This is a genomic window from Pseudomonas sp. RP-B7 (genome assembly GCF_059803535.1).
Genome location: NZ_JAPFHC010000001.1, coordinates 349,682 through 373,265, shown reverse-complemented (window position 1 = coordinate 373,265; position 23,584 = coordinate 349,682). Strand labels below are relative to the sequence as shown.

Below are 23,584 nucleotides of genomic sequence, written 5' to 3'. Positions count from 1 at the left end.
TTCGCGGCGTCATCAGGGTTTTATTCCCGACGCGCTTGGCTTACTTTCTGTACCCGCGAATACAACTCCCTGGAGAAGCAATGGACATGCCCTCGGCCCAGCAGGCCATCACCAGCAACAAGCACGCCTGGGACCAGTCGGCGCAGTTGCACAAAGACACCGATAATTGGAAGAGCTTGCTGCGCGCGGTCGCCGACCCGAATTTCTCGCGGCTGGACCCGACCATCACCGCCTTGCTGCGAGACGTCGGTGTAGACGGTAAAGACGTGGTGCAGTTGTGCTGTAACAACGGCCGCGAATGCCTGTCGTTGTTCAGCCTGGGCGCGCGTTCGGTGGTGGGTGTGGATCAATCCCGGGCCTTTTTGCAGCAGGCAGGGGAGCTGGCACAGGTCTCGCCCCATAACCCCGAGTTTATCGAGGCCGATGTCTATCAATTGCCCGAGCGTCTGCACGAACGGTTCGACGTGGCCTTGGTGACCATTGGGGTACTGGGCTGGATGCCGGATGTGGCGCTGTTCATGCGTCATGTCGCCAGTACCCTGAAGCCCGGCGGCACGCTGGTGATGTATGAAACCCACCCGTTCCTGGAAGTGTTTGACCCACGCGCAGACAATCCGCAGTTGCCCGCCAGCTCGTATTTCCAGCGCGATCCTTTCGTGTTGCAGGAGTCCATCGTCTATGAAGGGCTGGGTGAGACGGCCGGGCCTACGTCCTATTGGTTTGTGCACACCTTGGGCAGTCTGATCACCGCGGCAATTGGGGCGGGCCTGCAGATTGGTCATTTGCAGGAGTACCCGCATTCCAACCGCGAGGAACTCTATGACCAATATGAGCACCAGCTCGCGCAGTTGCCGTTGTGTTTTACCCTGACGGCAAGCAAGCGCTGAGCATTGGCGCTCAGGCTCTGCGCACGAAGGTACGCATGGTTTGCCCCGGCCCTGTGCTGAATACCGTCGGCCGGGGCATATGTTCATCTGCTGCAATAAACACAAACTCATCCGCTTCAAGGCGATAGCTGGCGGGCAACTGCTTGCCAGCGTCTTCGCCGATGGCATCGATCCAGGTAATGCTTTTGGGGACAGCGGCGCTGTCCAGGAAAAACCGCCCAGCCAGCAATACTTCGCCGTCGACGGTAGTCACTTCGAATCGATCATCGGTAATGGTGGTCACGGCGCCTGGAGCGCTGTGGGCATCGACCGGGTTGAGCACGCCACTGTCTTCCAGCGCGGTCTGTTCCCAGATGCCTTGTAGGGCCTGGAAGTCTGGGTCGGCAGTAAATGTCATACAAATTCCTTTTTGTTGTTGGACTGGTCGCGAGTCGTTAGGGGGGGCTTCACTTTACTCCGTTAACTTGAGTTCACAAGGTTGTAGGAATGGTCTGCTTTTATTCCGCTGGCCGAGATTTTTCCTTTTTTGCCAATGGATTAGCGTTATTTTTTGGCCCTCGGGCAGTGTCCGCCACGCAACCGTCTATGCTTTCGTCAGTAACAGAGGACGCCTTGTGTGTCCTTGACGTTGCCCCCTGTTTATTCCGTCGTTATTCAGGTCTGTGTAGTTGGGCACTGAGTAACAATTTTTCGGGGCATATCAACGTTGAAAAATACTCATCCGTTACGCCAGCATCCCGCTTCTGACGAAATCGACCTGTTTGACCTGCTTCAAGCGATCTGGAAGCAGAAAACATGGGTGGCTGGCTGTGCACTTGTCGCCGGGTTGCTGGGCGCCATTTACGCGTTTATGTCGCCGCAGGTGTATCAGGTCAGCAGTGTGCTGAGGCCGGTAGCCATCAATGAGTTGGATGCGCTCAACCGTTCCGATGTGTACAAGCTGTCACCGGCGGATGCGTTGGCCAAAGTGGCGGTGCAGCTGGATTCCTACGAAACCCGTTTGGCTTTCTTCAGGGCGAACCCCACGTTGCTTGCAGCCGATGAGCGCTCTGGATACAGCCAGGCCCAAAGCGCTGAGGCATTCAATCTGATGTTGTTTGATTCCAAAGGCAACGACGCGGGCAACGCGTCCCTGCGGGTGGAGATGCAGTACCCAAAAGGCGTCGATGGTGTGGCGATCCTCAACGGTTTTATCGACTATGCGATTGCTCGCCAGCGGGATCAGGTTGGCGCCGACTTGACGGTGATCGTCAACAATCGTCTGGCGGAACTCAAGGGCAAGATCGATAACGCGCGTAAAGATTACGCGCGGGAAAAAGCGGCAAAAATCGCCCAATTGCTGGAAAACGACAGCATCAAGCGCGCCCAACTACAGGACGAACTCGATGCGTTGCGCTTGACGCTGCGAGTGCAGCGCACCCAACGTTTGGCGCAGTTAAGTGAGGCGATTGCGATTGCCAGGTCCGCCGGAATAAAAACGCCCTCGGCAGTGGGCACACCCCAAGCATCACCTACGCAGGTCACGAACCAGGCGTCAGCGCTCTACTTGATGGGCACTCAAGCACTGGAGGCCGAGCGTGCCGCGTTGCAGCAGCGCACCGGCGACGACTTCACCAGTGAGCGCGTCGCCGAAATCGGCAAGGAGCTGCGTCTGCTGGAGGCGAATCGAGAAGTCGATGCGCTCAAGGCACGTGGCGATGACGACATGTTCATCCAGAATGTGGAATGGCCCAGGGCCGAAATCGCACGGCTGCGCGGCCTCAATATTGATATGAACGGGCTGAAACTGGTGACAATCGACCGCCCGGCCCAGGAACCGCTGAGCCCGATCAAACCGCGCAAGGCGCTTATCATCGTCGTGAGCCTGTCGGCTGGGCTGATGCTCGGGGTGTTGCTGGCCCTGATCCGCCATCTCTTCCAGGCGCGGGGGGAACGCACACCCTCTACACATTAAGTGGACAGCTTTTCACAATTCTTAGTTAACCTTTGGTTACAAGTTGTGGCTAAATATCTGCCAATGGCGACGTCGCGCTGAGTCATTCAACCGTGCGCGTCGCCGGTCTGTGAATTGTGATTTCAGCTGCTGCTTATTAAACCTCGGCCGTCGTGGGCACGCAGGAGCAGCCTGTTTTCTTCTGACGTGTGACGGATTCCCGTGAAACTCATCATTGTTGGCCTCTACGTTGCTTGCATCGCGTATGTACACCTGCGTGGCCGGGTGCGCCACAAACTGGGTCGCCAACTGAGCGATCACTCTACGTTCCTGGCACCGATCAACTGCTTTCTCTACCTGTTTTCCAAGCTGCCGAGCCGGCCGTACCTGTCGCCCAGCGACTTTCCGGACCTGAGCCCCTTGCAGGAGCACTGGCAGGAAATTCGTGAAGAAGGCCAGAACCTGATGCGCGCCGGGGCGATCAAGCGCTCGGACCAATACAACGACGTGGGTTTCAATTCGTTCTTCAAGTCGGGCTGGAAGCGTTTCTACCTCAAGTGGTACGGCGACAGTCATCCCTCGGCCATGAAGCTGTGCCCGCGCACCACGGAGTTGGTGAAAGGCATCGGCTCGATCAAGGCGGCGATGTTCGCCGAGTTGCCGCCGGGCTCGAGGCTGGTGCGGCACCGCGACCCCTACGCCGGGTCCTACCGCTACCACTTGGGCCTGGATACGCCGAACGATCCCGGTTGCTACATCAATGTGGATGGCGAACAGTATTTTTGGCGTGACGGCGAAGCGGTGATGTTTGACGAGACATATATCCACTACGCCGAAAACACCACCCAGCAGAACCGACTCATTCTGTTCTGCGACATCGAACGGCCAATGAAATACCGCTGGGCGAGCGCGTTCAACCGCTGGTTCAGCCGCAACGTGATGGCGGCCGCAGGTTCGCCGAATGACGCTGGCGACAAGACTGGCGGGCTGAACCGAGCGTTTACGCGGCTGTACAAGATTCGTCTGCGTGGCAAACAACTGAAGAAGCGCAACCGCACGCGTTATTACCTGGAAAAGTGGGCGATTTTTGCGGCATTGGCGATGATCTTCGTGCTGATCTGAGCCTGGCGCAGACAGATCGTGTTACACCTGATGAGAAACAATTTAGTTACCAAAGCCGAACCCTGGGCGTAGCGTGCTATCGAAAGCACGTACTACTCGCCCTTGAGAGGCTTTGTCATGAACAGTTGTGTACGTCATCTGGCCGCGCTGGCGGTTGGCCTGGCCCTGACCTCACTGGCCCAGGCCCAAAACCTGCCCGGCAACAACGACGCTAACAACGGCCCGATCCACCGGGCCAACCCCAACAGCATGCAGGGCACCCAGCCCAATGCGCCGGCCATTCGCGGCCCCCGGACTGGCCCGAGCCCACCTGCACCGACCCTTGAAAACGGCGGCATCGGTAATCGTTACCCCGCGCGTAATACCGCCCCCAGCCGTCCGGCCACCGAAACCAAAGCCCCCACTTACGATGCCAACGGCAATCGCCGGTAAGGACTCGCCATATGTTTTTACGTAAAACGCTGCTCGCCGTCCTCTGCACCAGCACGCTGCTGCCTCTGGCCACTGCTTACGCCGCCGATGGCCAGCAGTTCCCCAGTGAGCAAGGCAGCATCACCGCCACGCCGATCGCCAAGGGCCTGGACCACCCTTGGGCGGTAGCGTTTCTGCCGGATAAGCAAGGCTTCCTGGTGACTGAACGCCCCGGCCATCTGCGACTGGTCAGCCCGGACGGCAAGCTCTCTGCACCGCTGAGCGGTGTGCCGCAGGTCTGGGCCAAAGGGCAGGGCGGTCTGCTCGATGTGGTGTTGTCGCCGGACTTCAAGCAGGACCGCATGGTGTATCTGTCCTACGCCGAAGGTGGCGGGCAGGGCGGCACCGCCGGTACGGCGGTCGGGCGCGGACGATTGGCCGACGACTTGAGCGGGCTGAAGGATTTCAAGGTGATCCTGCGCCAGGAGCCCAAGCTGTCCACCGGCAACCACTTCGGCTCGCGCCTGGCATTCGACCGCGACGGCTATCTGTTTGTGACGCTGGGCGAAAACAACGACCGGCCGACCGCCCAGGACCTCGACAAGCTGCAAGGCAAGGTGGTGCGTATTTACCCGGACGGCCGCGTGCCGGATGACAACCCGTTCGTGGGGCAGGCCGGCGTGAGGCCTGAGATCTGGTCCTACGGCCAGCGCAACCCGCAAGGCCTGGCACTCAACCCATGGAGTGGGACGATCTGGGAAAACGAACACGGGCCGCGTGGCGGGGATGAAATCAACATCATCGAACGTGGCAAGAACTATGGCTGGCCGCTGGCAACCCACGGCATCAATTATTCCCTGACGCCGATTCCGGAAGCCAAGGGCAAGACGGCGGAAGGCACGGTGGCGCCTCACCATGTGTGGGAAAAGTCACCGGGCATCAGTGGCATGGCGTTTTATGACGCTGACCGCTTCAAGCCTTGGCAGCACAACGCATTCATTGGTGCATTGGCCAGCCAGGAATTGATCCGCTTGCAGTTCGAAGGGGACAAGGTGGTGCATGAAGAGCGCCTGCTGGGCGGCTTGAAAGCGCGGATTCGCGATGTGCGGCAAGGGCCGGATGGCTATTTGTATGTGCTGACGGATGAAGATGACGGCGTGTTGTATCGGGTCGGATTGAATCAGGACTGATGGTACTGACACCACGTGGTCAAAAACGGCGGGAGGGGGGCACGTCCCCTCCCGCCGTTTGATCCTGCGCAGGCTTACAAGCCGAGGTCCGACAGCCCTGGATGATCATCCGGCCGCCGACCCAACGGCCAGTGGAACTTGCGCTCGCTCTCCTTGATCGGCAGGTCGTTGATACAGGCAAACCGATTGGCCATCAGACCGTTTTCGTCGAACTCCCAGTTCTCATTGCCGTAGGAGCGGAACCAGTTGCCGGAGTCGTCATGCCACTCATAGGCATAACGCACGGCGATGCGGTTATCGGTAAATGCCCACAGCTCCTTGATCAGGCGGTAGTCCAACTCCTTGGCCCATTTGCGGCTGAGGAAACCCTTGGCTTCTTCACGGCCGTGAGCAAATTCGGCGCGGTTGCGCCAGCGTGTGTCCAGCGTGTAGGCCAGGGACACCCGTTGCGGGTCGCGGGAGTTCCAGCCGTCTTCGGCCAGGCGAACTTTCTCGACCGCCGAATCGAGGGTGAACGGCGGCAACGGCGGGCGTGTTTCGGTGTTAGATGACATCGGGCAGCTCCTGTAAACAATAAGGTTCTATCGAAAGTTGCCAGGCAAGTGCGTTCACAGTCCCAATAACGTTCGCGCCATGCATTGCGCTTTATCGGCAGCTGTTGAATCACCCATCACCAGGGCAACGGTAATGGCGCCATCGATCAGGATCAGCAGTTGCGCGGCCTGCTGCGGTGGGTCGGCGGTGCCATGTGCTTGACACAGTTCAAGTGCGTACTCGAACAGTTTCTGTTTATGCGCCTTGGCCAGCAGGCGTACCGGGTCTTGTGGGTCGCCGGTTTCGCCACTGGTGTTGATGAAGGCGCAGCCACGGAAGTCGGCTGAGCCGAACCACGCCTTCAGCGCCGTGAACAGCGCCAGCAGGCGTTCGCCACTGCCCTCGCTGCGCGCCACTTCAGTGCGCAGCCACTGCATCCAACGCGCGTCGCGCCGTTGCAGGGCGGCAATCACCAATTCGTCCTTGTTGGCGAAATAGCGGTAAATACTTTTTCTCGATACGCCGGCGGTTTTCACCAGTAAGTCCATGCCGGTGGCAGCGATGCCATGGCGGTAGATCAACTTTTCAGTGACGTCGAGAATAATGTCGCGGGTTTCACTATAGGTCATATCGTTCATGTTGCAGACAGTAGAACGATCGTTCTTCATGGTCAATTAAATTTTTTCCATGCGCCGCAGCAAGACCTGAGCACCCCCATGGTGTAAGCTCGGGGCCTCTTCGGATTCGACCCATTGCGAGCCTTATGCCGTCGTTCTTCAAACGTTCCCTGTTGCCTAAACTGCGCGGTTTCCCACTGTCCACCGATGCCATCGAGGTGCTGTCCGGCGCCGATGCCTATCGCCGCTGCCTGTTGGAGAAAATTCCCCAGGCGACGCGCCGCATCTACATCGTCGCGCTGTATCTGCAGCAGGACGAAGCCGGGCAGGAAATCTACGACGCCCTGCATGCCGCCAAGGCCGCAAGGCCCGAGTTGGACATCGTAGTGGTAGTCGACTGGCTGCGCGCCCAGCGTGGGTTGATCGGTGCCGGCAAACAGCCCGGCAACAGCGCCTGGTACCAGGCGATGACCCAATCCCATGCCAGTGAAGTGCCGGTGTATGGCGTGCCGGTGCAGACCCGCGAACTGTTCGGCGTGCTGCACCTCAAGGGCTTTGTGATCGACGACACGGTGCTGTACAGCGGCGCCAGCTTGAACAACGTTTACCTGCACAAGTTCGACAAGTATCGCTTCGACCGCTATCACCTGATTCACAGCCAGCCGCTGGCCGATTCCATGCAACACCTGATCGAGCACGGCCTGGTGGCGTCCAAAGCGGTGCATCGCCTCGACCTGCCGAACCCGCCGACCACCCGCAGCCTGCGCAACGACATCGGCGATTTGCGCAGCCGCCTCAAACACGCGGCCTACGACACCACCTGCGGGCAGTTGCCCAACGGTCATCTGTCGGTCAGCCCCTTGCTGGGGGTGGGCAAGAACAACCCGTTGAGCCGGGTGATCCTGGAGCTCATCGCCAGCGCCCAGCACCAGCTGACGATCTGCACGCCGTATTTCAACCTGCCGTTGCCGGTGACCCGCGAGATCAACCGTGCCCTGGCGCGTGGCGTGAAGATCGACATCGTTGTCGGCGACAAGACCGCCAACGACTTCTACATCCCGCCCAGCGAACCGTTCAAGGTGATCGCGGCATTGCCGTACCTGTACGAAATCAGCCTGCGTCGCTTCGCCAAGCGTCACCAGCCGATGATCGACAGCGGCCAGTTGAACCTGCACCTGTGGCGTGATGGCGACAACACCTACCACCTCAAGGGCATGTGGGTCGACCAGCGCTATACGTTGCTGACCGGCAACAACCTCAACCCGCGGGCGTTTCGGCTGGACCTGGAAAACGCCTTGCTGATCGATGACCCGCAAGGCCAGTGGCTGGAGCCACGGCGTACCGAGCTGGCGCAGATTTTCCAGCACACCACGCGCATCGACGGTTACGCGCAGTTGCAGACCCTGGTGGACTACCCGGCGGCGGTGGGCAAGTTTCTGCGGCGGGTCAGTCGGGTGCGGATCGAACGGTTGCTGTACCGGATTCTGTAGCGACACAACCCGAAACCACTCCCAGGGCCGAACGGGCCCTGGCAGCACGTGCATTGCGAAAACACTTACATGCGGTCTTGAGGTGGCTTTGTAGGATTTCTTTGGACGGTTCTAAGGGACGAGAACTTTCGCGACCTCAACCGTGAAGAGAAATCCCGATGCCGACATTCCCGCTCGATTATTCGTCTGTGCGCGCAGTTGTTTCGGTTCCGAACAACGCCTTTGCGACCTCCCTTGAGCCCCCAGCCCTACAAGGGCGATCAGGGCAAACCGAAACGCCGCTGCCGGGTCGTGCTCCGCGCACAAGCAGCCAGCAGCTGAAGCTCGTCATCCTTGAGCAGGCCTCTGGGCGCAGAAAGCGTGAGGTGACTACAAGGCCGAGCAGGGCTTTTCCAACGGATGAGCGTGCAAGGGCTGCCGACAGCAGCTTGCAAGACACGTTGGCGCGTTGGCTGGTCACCGGCAAACTCAACGCCAACCCCATTCCTCCCGATGCTTCGATCAAGCCCTTCACCGACGCTTTTGGCGAAGCCCTGCGTGAGCCAAAGGTGCAGGCCTGGTTCGCGTCCAAGGGCCTGGATGTGTCCACCGTGCGCATCTTCAACGATGGGGTCGACGGTGAGGTGAATATCAACGGCAAAAAAGTCAGGCAACGGTTCACCACGACTGACGGCTCTGGCTGGTGGGAGGTTGGCGCGAAGGTCACCGAGGCCGTCAACAGATTGTGCCCTGACTATGCCGGGGTGCTGATGCCGGATGCAAAAACCGGTGATTTTCGCGATGTCCGCGTGATACTTGGCTTCTATGGGGTGAATGCGCCCTCTCGACCGGCGGACGCGGCACAGTTGGGCAAGGCCCTGGAAGATAACGGCTGGCCACCCATTACTGACGACAAGCGGGCTCACTGGCGCGAACAATTCTCGCAGCTTTTGCAGAAAAACAGCGACCGCGATACGCGCCCAGCGCTGGCGTCCCAACTGCAGGCGCTGATCAACGCTAAAGCCGAGGGCGATCAGCTCAACCTGAGTGATGAGCCTGTGCTGATCGACCCCGAATCGACGCTGGCAAAAATCAGCCAGGCGCCGCGCGAGCAGTTTTTGCAATGGCTGGCGACCCCGACATTCCAGGCGTTTATCCAGAAAATCGGGCTAGGCGGCGACGATAACGTTTACCGGATCTCGAACGGGCAACTGCAACTGCGTGGCGACAACCTGCAATGGCAGTCATTACAGGCCTATCTGGACGATGAGATCGGCAAGGTCCAGGCGAACGGCAACGCCCTGGAAAAAGCGGCCACTGGCACGCTGCGCACTGAGTTTGATCAACTGGTTGAAAAGAGCCAGGCGACCGGCAACGCGTTGTGCTCCCTGCCCACCTACGATGCGCGTCAGTACCTGGCGTTTTCTAAGCTCGGGACGCCCACGACAGTCGGGCAAGTGAAGTCCGTCATCGACTGGCTCGGCAGCACGTTGCCGCCTTCGCCCATAGGCGCTGATTACGCCGGCTTGACGCCCTATACCTGGGGCCCTGGAGCGTTATCGCCAACGGATCTGGCCACATTAAGGGCCCAGGCCGCCGGGCCCGGTTCGGTGCATAGCCTACTGCGCAACCACGCGTTCCCGTCAGGCATGCCCGACGACGACCACCTGAAGCTTCAACATTTCTTCGACTCGTCACAGGCCAAAACAAAAGCCCAGGCCCTGGCTCGGCTGCTGAACATGGCCGAGGTGGCCGAGGGGCGGGCGCTTTCACGGGCAACCCGGCATCAGCTCCTGGCAACCGCGATCAAGACCGGCATCACGGCAGATGTACCCGGTAAGCCGGGCGTAGTGGCGGGCCACCAGATCTATCGCGCCAGTAATCTCGGTCGTACGCTGGAGGAGGAGCGCCGAGACATTGAACGGCACTTGATCGGCAAAGGTGCGGACGCGATCACTGCGCCGCTGATTGCCCACCTGTTTTTGGCGCAGGCTGCCCCCGAGTTCCTGCTCAAGCCCGACCCTCAAGTGCCGGCGCAAGCGCCTGCAGCACTGAAGCTGTCGCCCGGGCAAGTGAGCATCGGTTCAACGTCCTGGCTCAACCTGCGACTTGCCTGTGCCCTGTCGGAAAAACTGGGCGGCCCAGGCAGTTCGCGGGCATTGAACATTACCCAGGCCCATGCCCTTGCTCGGCTCAATCCGGTGGTAGATGAACAGGAGCAATTGATCAAAAGCCTTGGCGCGCAACCGGTGCTGGATTGGGCCGTGATGACTGGCGTGATTCCCAAGCGTACCGATGGACATTACTCGTCAGAGGACTACCGAGCGGCCACGCAAGCGTTTGTCGACCGAGAGGTGGGCATTGGCAAGGCATTCGAAACCTTGACGAGGGATACGCCCAATCAGACAAACCTGCTGATCAAACAACTGGCGCTACTGTTTCCCGAGATGACAGAGGAGGAGATCCGCGATTTCAGATTGCAGCCCATGGACACTGCAGCGCGGGGCCATACGGGTGTGTCTGGGCCGCTTTTAACCGACGTGATCCTTTATGAACAAGCTCCGCCGGAGCTTTTACACGTTCTTGTGCCCCCCCTGATAAAAGTGTTGAACAACCTCAAGGATTACGCGTTTGTTCATCCGAAGATTTCCTGGGAAACCTATTCCGAGCGCATCAAGCAGTTGCCGAACATTGCCTCATTGGTCGAACCCGCTGTGGACAAGCATTTGGCCGATGCCCGTAGCGCTCACGCAACGGTAATCAGGCAGATGATCGCCAACGCGCCGTTGGATGTGCGGCGAATCCTGGAGGTTGCCGACATCCAGGTATTCAGTCTGCGTGAAGCCACGGGCAAAACCCTGCTGGACGATCAATACGAACCTGAGGGCGTGGCCGAAAAAATCGGCAGGCAGGGGGTGTTGATTCGCTACGACACGAAAGCGACGAGCCCTACGGGTGGGTATTTAGAGTTTTTCCCGGGGTCAATGAAGATCATCAGGCGCGACGATCTGCGCGACAGCCTCAAGGTCTATGGCGGGCAAGTGAAAGAGAGAACGGTAGCGCGCAGGCGCGAGTCCTTTCGTGACGGCCTGCCGGAGTCGTTTGATTTTCAGGCCTATAAAAGCGGGGGGGACCCGCGTCCCAACGTAAAGTCGAACGTCATTATCGAAAAAGCAGGTGCTGCATTGCCGGGCCTGGGCCTGGAAAACTGGCCCGCGCCGGGTGCCGATTATGTACCGAACAGTTGGGCATCGGACAAAACCACTGCGATCGCCAACGCGATACTCGATGTCACCTTTGATCAGAAGCGCACGCAACTGATCGACTATGCCAACCAGCCCACCACGTATCACAAAATACGTAACTACCCCTTCAGTTCGAGCGCGGTTTTTTCCAACCTGAACGTGAGGACGGTGTTGAGCATGATCCCGTTTGTCGGAGCGATTGCCGATATCGCCGAAGGGAAGGTCGGGGCTGGCATCAAGGGCTTGCTGCTCGACTTCGGCTCGTTCGCCGTGACAGGCGGGGTGGCTGGGGCCAAAGCATTCTTCAAGGGCTTGAAAGTCGTTGTACCGTACGGCGGTCATGGGTTTGCCATGCGCGGGCTCAAGGGGGCGCCGACATTGGTGCGTAGCGTGTTCAACCCGCTCGACAGCTCGATTGACGTCATGAAGACCGCCCAGCGTGCGTTGGCCGGTGAGTTTGTGACTGCTGGTGAAGGCTTTTATATGGGGGCCACTGCCTTTGAGCGATGCCGGTGGGGACTTGGGGTGTACGACACGTTGCGTGTCACCCCCGCGGCCAGCGCCACTTACCCTGGAAGCCGCCTGGGTGTGAGCCAGCAGTGCAGGTTATACGCGGTGCAGCAGGGCGTCGCGTGGTATGCGATTGACCCGCTCACCCATAAGCCAACCGGAGCCCCGCTGACTGACTTCAAGCCCGACGCCGGCACAAGTTAAGCACCAGCGCTCGCGGGTTGTGCATTCCACCGCTTGAATGCACAGCCTGCGGACGTCTTGTCAGTTAAGGCCCAGCTTGCCACGCAATGTGGACAGGTCTTCCGCCAGGGTGTTGACCGGACCCACCAGGGCTTTGCGGTCGTTTTCCTTCACTTTGTCGTAGGTCTCGAAACCGCCGTCCTTGGTTGTGTATTTGGCGAGGATCTTGTCGACCGTGGCGAAGTTCTTGTCGACCTTGGCCAGGAAGGCCTTGTCTTGTTTCTCGATCTGGCCACGGAACAGATCGACGATTTTCTTCGCACCATCGATGTTGCCCTGGAAGTCGTACAGGTCGGTATGGCTGTAGCGATCTTCTTCACCGGAAATCTTGGTCGCGGCGACTTCTTCCAGCAACGCGGCGGCGCCGCCAACGACTTTCTCCGGTGGAAAGGTCAGGCCGTCGACGCGGGTCTTGAGGTCGTTGACGTCGGCGTTGAGCTTGGCAGTCAACGCCTCCAGGCCCTTGGTCGAATTTTGCGAGAACAACGCGTATTCGATGCGGTGGAAACCAGTGAAGTCTTCAGCGGTTACACCTTTCTCATGGTCATCCACCCGCGAGTCGATGGACGCATCGAGGTCGCTGAACAGCTCGGCAATCGGCTCGATGGACTCATAGTGCACACGGGTCGGTGCGTAGAGCTTTTTGGCGGTGGCCAGGTCGCCTTTGTTGATCGCGTCGGTGAAGGCCTGGGTCTGGGTCACCAGCTCACCGATTTCTTCGGTGACGTAGATCTTGTAGTCCGACACCGGGCCTACCAGGTCCAGCGGCGCCGTGGCGGCGAAGGCGGCCAGGGGCGAAAGGGTCATTAGCAACGACAACGCGAGAGTCGACTTCTTCATGGGACGGTTTCCGCTGTGGGGTTGGTTTCAGGTGTTGGCAGTGGTGTGAGGGTGCGTGGCGGCAAGCAGCGTGCGCCCAAGGAAATCCTCTGGCCCGGTGACGCCCGGCAAGGTGAAGAAATACCCGCCGCCGACCGGCTTGAGGTACTCCTCCAGGGGCTCGCCGTTGAGCCGGGTTTGCACGCTGATAAAGCCTTTCTCCAGGTCAGCCTGGTAGCAGATGAACAACAGCCCCATGTCCAGCTGACCGTTTTTATTGACGCCGTTGGAATAGTTGAACGGCCGGCGCAGGATCAGGTTGGCCTGGGTCTGCGGGGTACGAGGGTTGGCCAGGCGGATGTGGGCATCGAGCTTGGTCAACTTGCCCTCGGGGTCCTTGCTGTAGTCGGGCACCTGGCTTTCCTGTTTACCGTCCATGGGCGCGCCGGTGGTCTTGACGCGGCCGATGATGCTCTCCTGTTCTTGCAGGGGCGTGCGGTCCCAGCGCTCGACGAAGTTGCGGATGATGCGCACCGCCTGATAGCTGCCGTGGGCGGCCCAGGCCGGTTCGTTGCTATGGGGCTGGACCCAGACGATCTGGTCCATGGCCTTGTCATCGTTGGAATTGGGGTTGGCCGAGCCGTCGCGAAAGCCGAGGAAATTACGCGCACTCTGCGCCGGTTCCCCGGGTTTGCTCGGCGCCTGGGGCGGCACGCTGCCTTCCTGTTTCCAGCGCACCAGCAGCAGGTCCGGCAGGTTTTTCACAATGTCGCGCAGGGCGTGGATGTTGGTGTCAGGGGTGTTGGAGCAAAATTGCAGGCTCAGGTCGCCGTGGCACTGCGCCGGTTCCAGCGCATCGTTGGGGAAACCGACCATACGGCTCAAGCGCTTGGGTTTGGCCGCCGTGAGGCCGAAGCGCTCATCAAACAACGACTCGCCGACCGACACCGTGATCGTCAAGTTATCCGGGGTGACCACCGGGCCGAGAATGCCGGAATCGGTAGGCGGCAGTTTCGGGTCGACTTGCGTCACGGCGCCGCCGGTCATCAGGAAGGCGATACGTTCGTTCAACGTGCGGAACAAGCGCTCCAGATCGTCGCGGTCGCTGGCCAGTACGTCGAACGCCACGAGCATGCCGCAGGCCGGACGCGGGGTGACGATGCCGGTTTGGTGTTTGCCGAAAAAGTCGTGATGGTCCTGGGTCTTGTCGCTGCGCGGCGCGGTGGTGACTTGCTCGGCGCCGGCCATGGCCGGGCAGCTCAGGCTGCTGCCGGCAATGGCGACGCCGGTGGCGGCCATGCCCAGCAGGACACGGCGGCGTTGGAGGTTGGTGTGTGCTGAATCACTCATGTGTGCGGTCGTCTTCACTGCAGGCCGGAAAGGCCAAGGGCGGGATCGATTCCATCGAGTGCGGCGGCCAGAGCCTTGGCCTTGTCGGCGATCTGCTTGCGCTGATCGGCGGTCACGCTGTCATACGAGATGTAACGGTTGTTGGTTTTGAACCCGGCGAGCTCGCTGTCGAAGGCGGCGAGGGCGCTGTCGATCTTGGGCAACAGGTCGGCGGCGGATTTGCTCAGCAGTGGGCGCATCAGTTCGACCACTTTGTGTGCAGCGTCCAGGTTGGCGGCAAAGCCAGTCAGGTCGATGTGGCTGTAGCGCTCTTCTTCCCCGCTGAGGGCACGCACATCCGCCAGGCTGTTGAGGTTGCGCACCACGATGCCCACCAATTGCTCCGGTGGCAGGGACTGGGCCAGCAACTGTTGCTTGAGGGTGATGACGTCGTTGAACAGACGTTGGGCAATCGGCGCCAGGCCATCCAGGCTGCGCTGCTGGAACAGGCTGTATTCAATACGATGGAAGCCACTGAAGGCCGGGTCTTGCTCGCGGCTCTCAAAGTAATCGGCACGCGCATTGATCGCGTTGTCCAACTGCGCCAGGCGTTGGGACGCTGGCGCCAGTCGCTGGTAAGCCTCGCGGGCCGGGACGTAGAGCGACTGGGCTTGGGCCAGATCGCCGGCGTCGATGGCCTGTTGCAAGGCGCTTACGGCCTTGATCAAGGCGCCGCCCTGGCTGCTCAGGTATACCCGGAATTCCGACAGCGGGCCGATGAACGCCACCATCGACGGCTTGGCCTTGGCCTGGGCGTCGGACTCAGCCGTTGGCGTGACGTGCAAGGTGCCGCGCGGGTTGCTCAGCAGGCCGCAGGTGATGGCGTAGTCGCCGGGCAGCAGGTTGGCGTTGATCACCTGGCTCAGGCCGGGGGCGATGTTTTCCCGTTCTTCGATCACCAGCACGCCGTCGAGGATTTCCCACTCCACTGCGCGGTCGGAGCGGTTGATGATGCGAAAACTCGCACGCCCGGCCGGTACCGTCAGTGCATTCGGCTCGCAGGCGTGGCCATGAATGGTCACGGCAATTTCATTGTGATTGGTCTGGCGCTTGCTCGCGGCCAACTGTGACGCGTAGTAGAACAGGCCACCGGCGGCGATCATCACGACCACCGAGCCCGCCACGGCCCAGCGCAGGGCGCGGGGTGGCAGAGCCGGTTGAGGGGTTGGGCTGGACAAGAGGTGGTCCTTACTGGCTGGAAACGGAAGAAGGTTGGGCGACAGGCGAGGGCAGGAAGAACATCACCAGAGCGATCACCAGGTAAATCAGATAGGCGCCCAGGGTGCTCACGGTCGGCGCTTCCTGATAGCCGAACATCCCGGCGAGCACCGAGCCCAGCGGGCTGTCCATGGGCAGTGCCGCGCTGAAATCGAACAGCACGGTTTGCAGGTGGTTCCACACGCCGGCTTCGTGCAGGGCCTGCACCGAATTGGCGAGGATGCCGGCAGCTACGACCAGGATGAACAGGCCGGTCCAGCGGAAGAACGCCCCCAGGTTCAGGCGCATGCTGCCGCTGTAGATCAGCAAGCCCACGATGATCGCCAGGACCAGGCCGAGAAGGGCGCCGATCGGTGCGCCCGGGCCTTCGCTTTGCTGGAACACGGCCAGCAGGAAGAACACCGTTTCGAGACCTTCGCGGGCCACGGCAAAAAACACCATGGCGATCAGCGCGATCACTTGGTGCTTGGAGCCTGCCAGGGCGTGGTCGAGGGATTCATGCAGGGAATGCTTGATCGAGCGCGCCACTTTGCGCATCCAGAACACCATGGAGCTGAGAATGCCCACGGCGACCAGGCCAACGACGCCTTCGAACAGCTCCTGCTGCTTTTGCGGAAACTCTGCGCTGACCAACTCCAGGCCACCGCCCACCAGCAGCGCCAGTGCGGCGGCGAGGAACACGCCGATCCACACCGCCGGCATCCATTGGCCACGCCCGGTCTGTTGCAGGTAACTGGCGATGATGCCAACGATCAAAGCGGCTTCAATGCCTTCGCGCAGCATGATGAGAAAGGGAACGAGCATTCGGCACCGCAGCGTCATTAGATAGGAAGCTAATTTGTAACATAATGATACTCATTACTAAACAGGAAAACTTGACGTTTACTGAACAGTGGCTGAACGGTGGTGGTGAAGGGCGGGCGCCCTTATGATGCAGGCCCTGTTATGTGCTGCGGAATGTTCAACTGCTCATGTCGGAAAAAGACACCATCTCCATCCACCTGGTGCGCGAAGCCCTGTTGCAGAGCTGTGCGCCCGGTGCGGCCACGGCTGAGGCGCTGAGCAAGGTCGGGATCGACCCGACACTGCTGCAGCAGCCTGACGCCCGCGTACCGGCGACGGCTTACGCGCGTTTGTGGCGTTTGCTCGCACGGCGTACGGATGATGAGTTTTTCGGCATGGACCCACGCAAGCTCAAGTCCGGCAGCCTGGCCTTCCTGTGCCGCGCCGCGATGGCGCAGCCGACCCTGGGCGCCAGCCTGGAAACGGTGTTGGGGTTTTTGTCATTGATGCTGGAGCAGATGCCTGCGCAACTGGTGCGTCAGCAGAGCCTGGCGGAAATCGTGTTGTCGGAGCCCGTGCCCAAGCGCGCATTCACCTACTTCACTTATTGGATGATCGTCCACGGCGTGGCTTGCTGGCTGGCGGGAAGGCGCATTCCGATCCTTGCGATCGAACTGCGCTGTGAGCAGCCGGACTTTTGTCACGACTACCAAGTGATGTTCTCTGACAACCTACGGTTTGATCGGCTGCGTACCCGCATGATCTTTTCTGCGGACTGCCTCGACCTGCCCATCAAGCGCAGCGCAGAAGAACTCAAACGTTTCCTGGCCCATGCCCCGGCCAACATCCTGGTCAAATACCGCGACCCCGAGAGCTTCGCCACCCGCATCAAACACGACCTGCGCCAGATGCCCCCCGACACCTGGCCGGAAACCGAACGCCTCGCTGCCAACCTGTGCATCTCCGCCTCAACCCTGCGCCGACGTTTGGCGGAAGAGGGGCAGACTTATCAGGGGCTCAAGGACAGCGTGCGTAAAGAGTTGGCCATTGTGTGGTTGGCGGAACCTCAGATCAGCTTTGCCGAGATCGCGGCACGGCTGGGGTTTGCCGATGCCAGTTCGTTTTATAAGGCGTTTCGTAAATGGTGTGGGTCGAATCCGGGGCATTATCGGAGTTTGATACTTGGCGATTCAGGCTGAAATAGTGCTTGGGTGCGTGATTAAGACGTAACTTACCCAGTCCTTCCTCCGTACTACAGAGCGGTCGTTCAACATTTTCAGAAGCGACCGGCATACTTCGAATGATAAGTCGTGCATTGTCACTGCCACGACTCGTAATACTGATACTGATTAGTTCTATGCATGCTCGGTGTATGTCTGCACTCGCAGGTGAGAGTGGCTTGGACAAAGAGCGCCTATGCCTAGATAACCAAAATCGTTGAGTCGTCGACAAGCGCAAAAATCTTAATTGTTTAACACTTGAGGTGAAAATCATGAAAAGCTTTTTTGCCGTACCTTTTTTTGCGTTGGCGTTGGCGTTCGTGTCGTTTCAGGCGCAAGCGGTGTGTTTGTATATTACGGATAACTATAGCGGAATCATCCAGCCTGAATCCGAAGCCATAGCCCTTGGCCCGTTTACCATTACAGGTGCTAACGGGTGCTCTAACGCAAATATCGATGCAATGGTGTCTGCCGCAGGAGGGGGAAGAGCACCACAGATTTACATACAACAGCAGGTAGGCGGTTCCTGGAGAACAGTGGCCAGTAACCCTTTGTCAGCCTATGCCTCATGGCTCGGCCCATTGGGTACTTATCGAGTGATGTTGGATAACCGCGAAGCGGTCTCCAAGTCCTATTGGGGGACGGTAAGGTTTGGCCGATAATCCACTAGTAAAGCAGGGTGCCGATGATGTTGGTGGCACCCTGTAAAGACTGGGCCGATTTCAAGCACGCTCTTCTATTGAAAGGTCACTGCGGGAAGAGTTGATAAAGTATGCCAGCGCGTTGATTGCATGATTGGCAGAAACCATTCCCTGGATATATTCAGGGATGCCTTGCGAGCGCTTTACGTCCGGGTGGCTTTCAATAAAGGAAAGATAATCTTCAAGTTTTTCGTCGAACAAGGCAATTGCATTGTATTTTACGTCGGTTTCAGCTTGCTGGCCGTTGGCATCAAAAGCACCAAGCCCAGATATGAAATTGTGAAACGCCTCGCCATCAATCAAACCACTGTTATAGAGCCGGCTACCGACTTTCTTTAGTTCATTGGTAGTGATCGACGTCATGTCATAGTCCTTCAGAAAAACTTTCAAGCTCTCAATATCTTCCTGCTCGCGCAGCTTCAACGTATCTGCCGCCACCGACGCTTCTTTTATCGTATATTTATTTTCAACCTTTTCCGGATGCTGTATCTGAAACGCATTAGACGCCTTCGTATGCCTCATTTGCTCCGCAGTCAATAACACGGCCATCGCAAAGTCCTCCATCAACCGAAAGCTACGTCTATTTATCGGCCACCCTTAATCCCACTTTAAAAAAAAGCCCCACGACCGAATGGACCGTGGGGCTAAAAATTGGCTGGATGCGACCAACCAAAGGAGCTCTTTACATCACTGGTTGCTGGCCACCACCGTGTCCGGCTGCCAGCCGCCACCCAACGCCTTGTAGATCGCGACGATGCCGCGATACAGCTCCACCTCGGCCTGGGCCTGGGAGTCTTCGGCAGCCAGGCGTTCGCGTTGCGCGTCCAGCAACACCAGGAAGTCCACCGTGCCTTCGCGGTAGCGGATCGCGGCGAGGTCGGCGGCGGAGCGGCTGGATTCGCTCTGACGGATCAGCGAAACCAGGCGCTGTTGGCGCTTGCCGTAGTCGCTGAAGGCGTTTTCGGACTCTTCCAGTGCCAGCAATACTTGCTGTTCATAGGTCGCCAACGCGCCATCGGCCTCGGCGCTTGCACCGCGCAAACGCGCGCGTACGCTGCCCAGGTCGAACGCGGCCCAGGTGATGCTCGGGCCGAGGGCCCAGGCATTGGCGGCGGACGAACCGATCTGCGAGCCGCGCCCGGCGGTAAAGCCGAGGAAGCCGCTGAGGCTGACCCGTGGGAACAGGTCGGCCTTGGCCACGCCGATGCGTGCGGTGGCGGCCGCCAGTTTGCGTTCGGCGCTGAGGATGTCCGGGCGCCGTTGCAGCAGTTGCCCCGGATCGCCAATTGGCAAGGCCTTGGCAATCGCTGGCAGGTCTTTCGGGCTCAGGTCGACGCTGAGCTTGTCCGGACGCTGGCCGAGGAGGGTGGCGATGCGGTTGCGCTCGCGCACTTGTTCGGCTTGCAGTTGCGGCACGCTGGCTTCGACCCCGGCGAGGCGTGCGTCGGCACGCTCCACGTCCAACTGATCGCCAACCCCGGCATCGCGCAGACTGACGGTGATGGTGCGCGATTCCTGCTGGTTCTTGAGGTTGTCCAGGGCGATGCGTTCACGCAATTGGGCGCCGCGCAGTTGACCATAGGCATCCACCAGCTCAGCAATCATCGTGACTTGCAGTTGGTACAGGTCGGCTTCCGCGGCCTGCTGGTCGGCGTCGGTGGCTTCCAGGTTGCGCTGGATGCGCCCGAACAGGTCCAGCTCCCAGGCCATGTCCAGGCCGAGGTCGTAACGCTCGGTCTTCACACGGCGGGTGGTCTGGCCTGGTATCTGGCCCTTGCCTTGGTCGCTGCTGACGCGGCTGGTGATGGTCGGCATGGCGTCATTGCTGGCGTCGTCGCGGATGGCCCGAGCCGCCCGCAGGCGGGCAAACGCCACACGCAAATCGCGGTTGCCTTGCAGCGATTGGGTCACCAACTGATTGAGGGTCGGATCGTCGAACTGCTGCCACCAGATACCTTCGAACTTGGCGTGGTCGTACTGTTTGGCATCGGCGGCGGCCGTGATGCTCGCCGCCTCCGGGGTTTGGGTTTTATAGTCCGGGCCCACGGCACAGGCGCTCAGCGCCAATACCAGCAAGCTCGGCAGGAATACTTTCACGCTCATTGCTGTGTCTCCAGCTTCAAGGCCTTGGCCGCTTTGCGCGCTTCCTGGCGCTCCACATAGCGACGGATCAGTACGTAGAACACTGGCGTCAGCAACAGACCGAAGAAGGTCACGCCGATCATCCCGGAGAACACCGCCACACCCATCGCATGACGCATCTCGGCACCGGCACCGCTGGACAACACCAGTGGCACCACACCCATGATGAAGGCGAACGAGGTCATCAGGATCGGCCGCAGACGCAGACGGCACGCCTCCAGCACCGCAGCCAGCGGGTCGAGACCCTCGGCCTGTTTATCCTTGGCAAACTCGACGATCAGGATCGCGTTCTTGCAGGCCAGGCCCACCAGTACGATCAGGCCGATCTGGGTAAAGATGTTGTTGTCGCCGCCCGAGATGATCACCCCGGTGATGGCCGACAGCAGCGTCATCGGTACGATCAGGATCACCGCTAGTGGCAGGCTCCAGCTTTCGTATTGGGCGGCCAGTACCAGGAACGCCAGCAGCACGCAGAGCGGGAACACGAACAGTGCGGTGTTGCCCGAGAGAATTTGCTGATACGTCAGGTCGGTCCACTCGTAGGTCATGCCGTTGGGCAGTTCCTCTTTCAGCAGTTTTTCAATCGCCGCCTCCGCCTGGCCGGAGCTGTAGCCCGGTGCAGCGTTGCCGTTGATTTCAGCGGTGATAAAGCCGTTGTAGTGCATAACGCGGTCCGGGCCCGAGGTGTCGCTGACCTTGATAAAGGTCGCCAGCGGGATCATCTCGCCCTTGTTGTTGCGTACTTTCAGCTGGCCGATCTGGTCTTCGTCGAGGCGGAACTGCTGCTCAGCCTGCACGTTGACCTGATAGGTACGGCCAAAGCGGTTGAAGTCGTTGGCATACAGCGAACCCAGGTAGATCTGCAGGGTGTCGAAGATGTCGCTGATCGCCACGCCGTGGGTCTTGGCCTTTTCGCGGTCGATGGCGGCATCGACCTGGGGCACGTTGACCGTGTAGCTGGTGAACAGGCCGAACAGCTCCGGCGTGGTGCGGCTCTTGGTGATGATGTTCTGCACTTCTTTGTACAGCTCGTCATATCCCAGGTTGCCACGGTCTTCGATCTGCAGGCGGAAGCCGCCAATCGTACCCAGGCCCTGTACCGGCGGTGGTGGGAAGATCGCCATGTAGGCTTCCTGGATGGCGCTGTACTTGCCGTTCAGCGCACCGGCAATCGCACCGGCGGACATGCTCGGGTCTTTACGCTCATCGAATGGCTTCAAGGTCACGAACACGATGCCGCTGTTAGGGCTGTTGGTGAAACCGTTGATCGACAGGCCCGGGAAGGCCACCGCAGCTTCCACACCCGGCTGTTTCAGGGCGATGTCGGACATGCGCTTGATCACGTCTTCGGTGCGGTCCAAGCTGGCGGCGTCCGGCAATTGGGCGAAGGCCACCAGGTATTGCTTGTCCTGGGCCGGTACGAACCCGGTTGGCGTGTGGGCAAAGCCCAGCCAGGTCAGGACCATCAAGCCGGCGTACAGGAACAGCGCGATACCACTGCCGCGAATCACCCGGCGTACGGTGCCGACGTAGCCATGGCTGGCCTTCTCGAAGAAACGGTTGAACGGTTTGAACAACCAGCCACCGAGCAGCTTGTCGAGGAACTTGGAGAAGCCGTCCTTCGGTGCGTGGTGCCCCTTGAGCAACACGGCTGCCAGGGCAGGGGACAAGGTCAGCGAGTTGAACGCCGAGATCACCGTAGAGATCGCAATGGTCAAGGCAAACTGTTTGTAGAACTGCCCGGTCAAGCCACTGATGAAGGCCGCCGGAACAAACACCGCACACAGCACCAACGCCGTGGCAATGATCGGGCCGGTCACTTCGCTCATGGCCTTTTCAGTCGCCGGGAACGGCTCCAGGCCCAGCTCGATGTTCCGTTCGACGTTTTCCACCACCACGATGGCGTCGTCCACCACGATACCGATGGCCAGCACCAGGCCGAACAGCGACAGCGCGTTGAGCGAAAAGCCAAACAGGTGCATTACCGCAAACGTACCGATCAACGAGACGGGCACCGCCACCAACGGAATGATCGAGGCGCGCCAGGTTTGCAGGAACAGGATCACCACCAAGACCACCAGGATCAAGGCTTCGAACAGGGTGTGCACCACCGCTTCGATGGAGCCACGCACAAAAATGGTCGGGTCGTAGACGATGCTGTAGTCCATGCCCTGCGGGAAGCTCTTCTTCAGCTCCTCCATCTTGCCGCGCACTTCGTTGGAGATCTGGATCGCGTTGGAACCCGGGCGCTGGAAGATCGGGATCGCTACCGCCGGTTGGTTGTTCAGCAACGACCGCAGGGCGTATTGGCTGGAACCCAGCTCGACCCGTGCGATGTCTTTGAGGCGGGTGATCTCACCGTTGTTGCCTGCGCGAATGACGATGTTCTCGAACTCTTCTTCCGTCACCAGACGGCCCTGAGTGTTCACCGACAACTGGAAACTGGTGGCATTCGGTGCAGGTTGCGCACCCAAGGCACCGGCGGCCACTTGGCGGTTCTGCTCACGGATCGCCGTCACTACATCGGTGGCGGTCAGGTTGCGCGACGCGGTCTTGTTCGGGTCCAGCCACACCCGCAGGGAGTAGTCGCCCATGCCGAACAGCTGCACGTCACCCACACCGCCCAGGCGTGCCAACTCGTCCTTCACGTTGAGCAAGGCGTAGTTGGACAGGTAGAGCATGTCGTAGCGCTGATCCGGGGAGGTCAAGTGCACCACCATGGTCAGGTCGGGGGAGGCCTTGTCCACGGTGATACCGATGCGTGTCACTTCCTCGGGCAGTTTCGGCTGAGTCCGCGTTACACGGTTCTGCACTTGCACCTGCGCATTTTCCAGGTCGGTGCCCAGGGCGAAGGTGATGGTCAGGGTCAGCTTGCCGTCAGCGGTCGATTGCGAGGACATGTACAGCATGTTCTCGACGCCGGTGATGGCCTGCTCCAGTGGCGCGGCCACGGTTTCACCGATGACCTTGGGGTTGGCGCCGGGGAAGTTGGCGCGTACCACTACGGTCGGCGGCACCACTTCCGGGTATTCGCTGATCGGCAATTGGAACAGCGAGATCGCGCCGGCGATCAGGATCAACAGCGACAGCACCGCTGCGAAGATCGGCCGCGAAATGAAGAACTTGGAAAAATTCATCTTGAGTCGTATCC

Annotated in this window: 19 protein-coding genes; 9 read left to right on the top strand and 10 right to left on the bottom strand. The window is 59.8% G+C overall.

Annotation, left to right across the window (positions count from 1 at the left end; all coding sequences use genetic code 11):
- The first annotated feature begins 80 nt into the window (after positions 1-80).
- Positions 81-887: a class I SAM-dependent methyltransferase gene (locus OPU96_RS01660; RefSeq protein ID WP_498558535.1), complete on the top strand. Its 807-nt coding sequence runs from the start codon at positions 81-83 to the stop codon at positions 885-887.
- Positions 888-897: 10 nt separating this feature from the next.
- Here OPU96_RS01660 and OPU96_RS01655 read toward each other — a convergent pair whose 3' ends face one another.
- Complete coding sequence (locus tag OPU96_RS01655; protein WP_192301181.1) at positions 898-1,284, bottom strand: TIGR03067 domain-containing protein; 387 nt, start codon at positions 1,282-1,284, stop codon at positions 898-900.
- Positions 1,285-1,593: 309 nt separating this feature from the next.
- On the opposite strand from OPU96_RS01655, the gene OPU96_RS01650 reads away from it, so the two are divergent.
- From OPU96_RS01650 to OPU96_RS01635, 4 genes are all read left to right on the top strand, one after another.
- Positions 1,594-2,841, top strand: coding sequence for a Wzz/FepE/Etk N-terminal domain-containing protein (locus OPU96_RS01650; protein ID WP_498558534.1), 1,248 nt, complete (start codon positions 1,594-1,596; stop codon positions 2,839-2,841).
- 201 nt (positions 2,842-3,042) lie between these two features.
- Positions 3,043-3,942 carry a lipid A hydroxylase LpxO gene (gene lpxO, locus OPU96_RS01645; protein ID WP_192301179.1) on the top strand — a complete coding sequence of 300 codons (900 nt, stop codon included), beginning with the start codon at positions 3,043-3,045 and terminating at the stop codon, positions 3,940-3,942.
- A 117-nt stretch (positions 3,943-4,059) separates the two neighbouring features.
- Entirely contained in the window at positions 4,060-4,374 is a 315-nt protein-coding gene (locus tag OPU96_RS01640) for a hypothetical protein (RefSeq protein ID WP_498558533.1), read from the top strand.
- Between the two features lie 11 nt (positions 4,375-4,385).
- On the top strand, positions 4,386-5,543 hold the full coding sequence (locus OPU96_RS01635) for a PQQ-dependent sugar dehydrogenase (RefSeq protein WP_192301177.1): 1,158 nt from the start codon (positions 4,386-4,388) through the stop codon (positions 5,541-5,543).
- Between the two features lie 74 nt (positions 5,544-5,617).
- On the opposite strand, the gene OPU96_RS01630 is transcribed toward OPU96_RS01635, so the two are convergent.
- Both OPU96_RS01630 and OPU96_RS01625 read right to left on the bottom strand, forming a co-directional pair.
- A complete protein-coding gene (locus tag OPU96_RS01630) occupies positions 5,618-6,097 on the bottom strand; it encodes a nuclear transport factor 2 family protein (protein WP_498558532.1) in 480 nt (159 codons plus the stop codon).
- Positions 6,098-6,151: 54 nt separating this feature from the next.
- Entirely contained in the window at positions 6,152-6,715 is a 564-nt protein-coding gene (locus OPU96_RS01625; protein WP_226457006.1) for a TetR/AcrR family transcriptional regulator, read from the bottom strand.
- 125 nt (positions 6,716-6,840) lie between these two features.
- On the opposite strand from OPU96_RS01625, the gene pssA reads away from it, so the two are divergent.
- Positions 6,841-8,184 (top strand): CDP-diacylglycerol--serine O-phosphatidyltransferase, encoded by a 1,344-nt coding sequence (gene pssA / locus OPU96_RS01620; RefSeq protein ID WP_226457007.1) that lies wholly within the window; start codon positions 6,841-6,843, stop codon positions 8,182-8,184.
- Between the two features lie 428 nt (positions 8,185-8,612).
- A complete protein-coding gene (locus OPU96_RS01615; RefSeq protein ID WP_498558531.1) occupies positions 8,613-12,122 on the top strand; it encodes a hypothetical protein in 3,510 nt (1,169 codons plus the stop codon).
- A gap of 60 nt (positions 12,123-12,182) precedes the next feature.
- Here OPU96_RS01615 and efeO (OPU96_RS01610) read toward each other — a convergent pair whose 3' ends face one another.
- The 4 genes from efeO (OPU96_RS01610) to efeU are packed head-to-tail and all read right to left on the bottom strand — an operon-like array spanning position 12,183 to position 16,391.
- Positions 12,183-13,001, bottom strand: a complete 819-nt coding sequence (gene efeO / locus OPU96_RS01610; RefSeq protein WP_192301172.1) for an iron uptake system protein EfeO — start codon at positions 12,999-13,001, stop codon at positions 12,183-12,185.
- A 27-nt stretch (positions 13,002-13,028) separates the two neighbouring features.
- Entirely contained in the window at positions 13,029-14,348 is a 1,320-nt protein-coding gene (gene efeB, locus OPU96_RS01605; protein ID WP_498558530.1) for an iron uptake transporter deferrochelatase/peroxidase subunit, read from the bottom strand.
- On the bottom strand, positions 14,345-15,547 hold the full coding sequence (gene efeO / locus OPU96_RS01600) for an iron uptake system protein EfeO (RefSeq protein ID WP_305392611.1): 1,203 nt from the start codon (positions 15,545-15,547) through the stop codon (positions 14,345-14,347). Before efeO (OPU96_RS01600) ends, efeB begins: the two co-directional genes overlap by 4 nt.
- A gap of 10 nt (positions 15,548-15,557) precedes the next feature.
- Positions 15,558-16,391 (bottom strand): iron uptake transporter permease EfeU, encoded by an 834-nt coding sequence (efeU, locus tag OPU96_RS01595; protein ID WP_226457010.1) that lies wholly within the window; start codon positions 16,389-16,391, stop codon positions 15,558-15,560.
- Between the two features lie 167 nt (positions 16,392-16,558).
- Between efeU and OPU96_RS01590 the strand changes: the two genes are divergently transcribed.
- Complete coding sequence (locus OPU96_RS01590) at positions 16,559-17,569, top strand: AraC family transcriptional regulator (RefSeq protein ID WP_226457011.1); 1,011 nt, start codon at positions 16,559-16,561, stop codon at positions 17,567-17,569.
- Between the two features lie 293 nt (positions 17,570-17,862).
- Positions 17,863-18,252, top strand: coding sequence for a hypothetical protein (locus OPU96_RS01585; protein ID WP_226457012.1), 390 nt, complete (start codon positions 17,863-17,865; stop codon positions 18,250-18,252).
- 60 nt (positions 18,253-18,312) lie between these two features.
- Here the strand turns inward: OPU96_RS01585 and OPU96_RS01580 are convergent, their stop codons facing one another.
- The 3 genes from OPU96_RS01580 to OPU96_RS01570 form a co-directional block, all read right to left on the bottom strand.
- Positions 18,313-18,840: a hypothetical protein gene (locus tag OPU96_RS01580; protein ID WP_498558529.1), complete on the bottom strand. Its 528-nt coding sequence runs from the start codon at positions 18,838-18,840 to the stop codon at positions 18,313-18,315.
- Positions 18,841-18,978: 138 nt separating this feature from the next.
- Positions 18,979-20,394: an efflux transporter outer membrane subunit gene (locus tag OPU96_RS01575; protein ID WP_498558528.1), complete on the bottom strand. Its 1,416-nt coding sequence runs from the start codon at positions 20,392-20,394 to the stop codon at positions 18,979-18,981.
- A complete protein-coding gene (locus tag OPU96_RS01570; protein WP_498558527.1) occupies positions 20,391-23,570 on the bottom strand; it encodes an efflux RND transporter permease subunit in 3,180 nt (1,059 codons plus the stop codon). The genes OPU96_RS01575 and OPU96_RS01570 overlap by 4 nt, the downstream gene beginning before the upstream one ends.
- Positions 23,571-23,584: the final 14 nt, after the last annotated feature.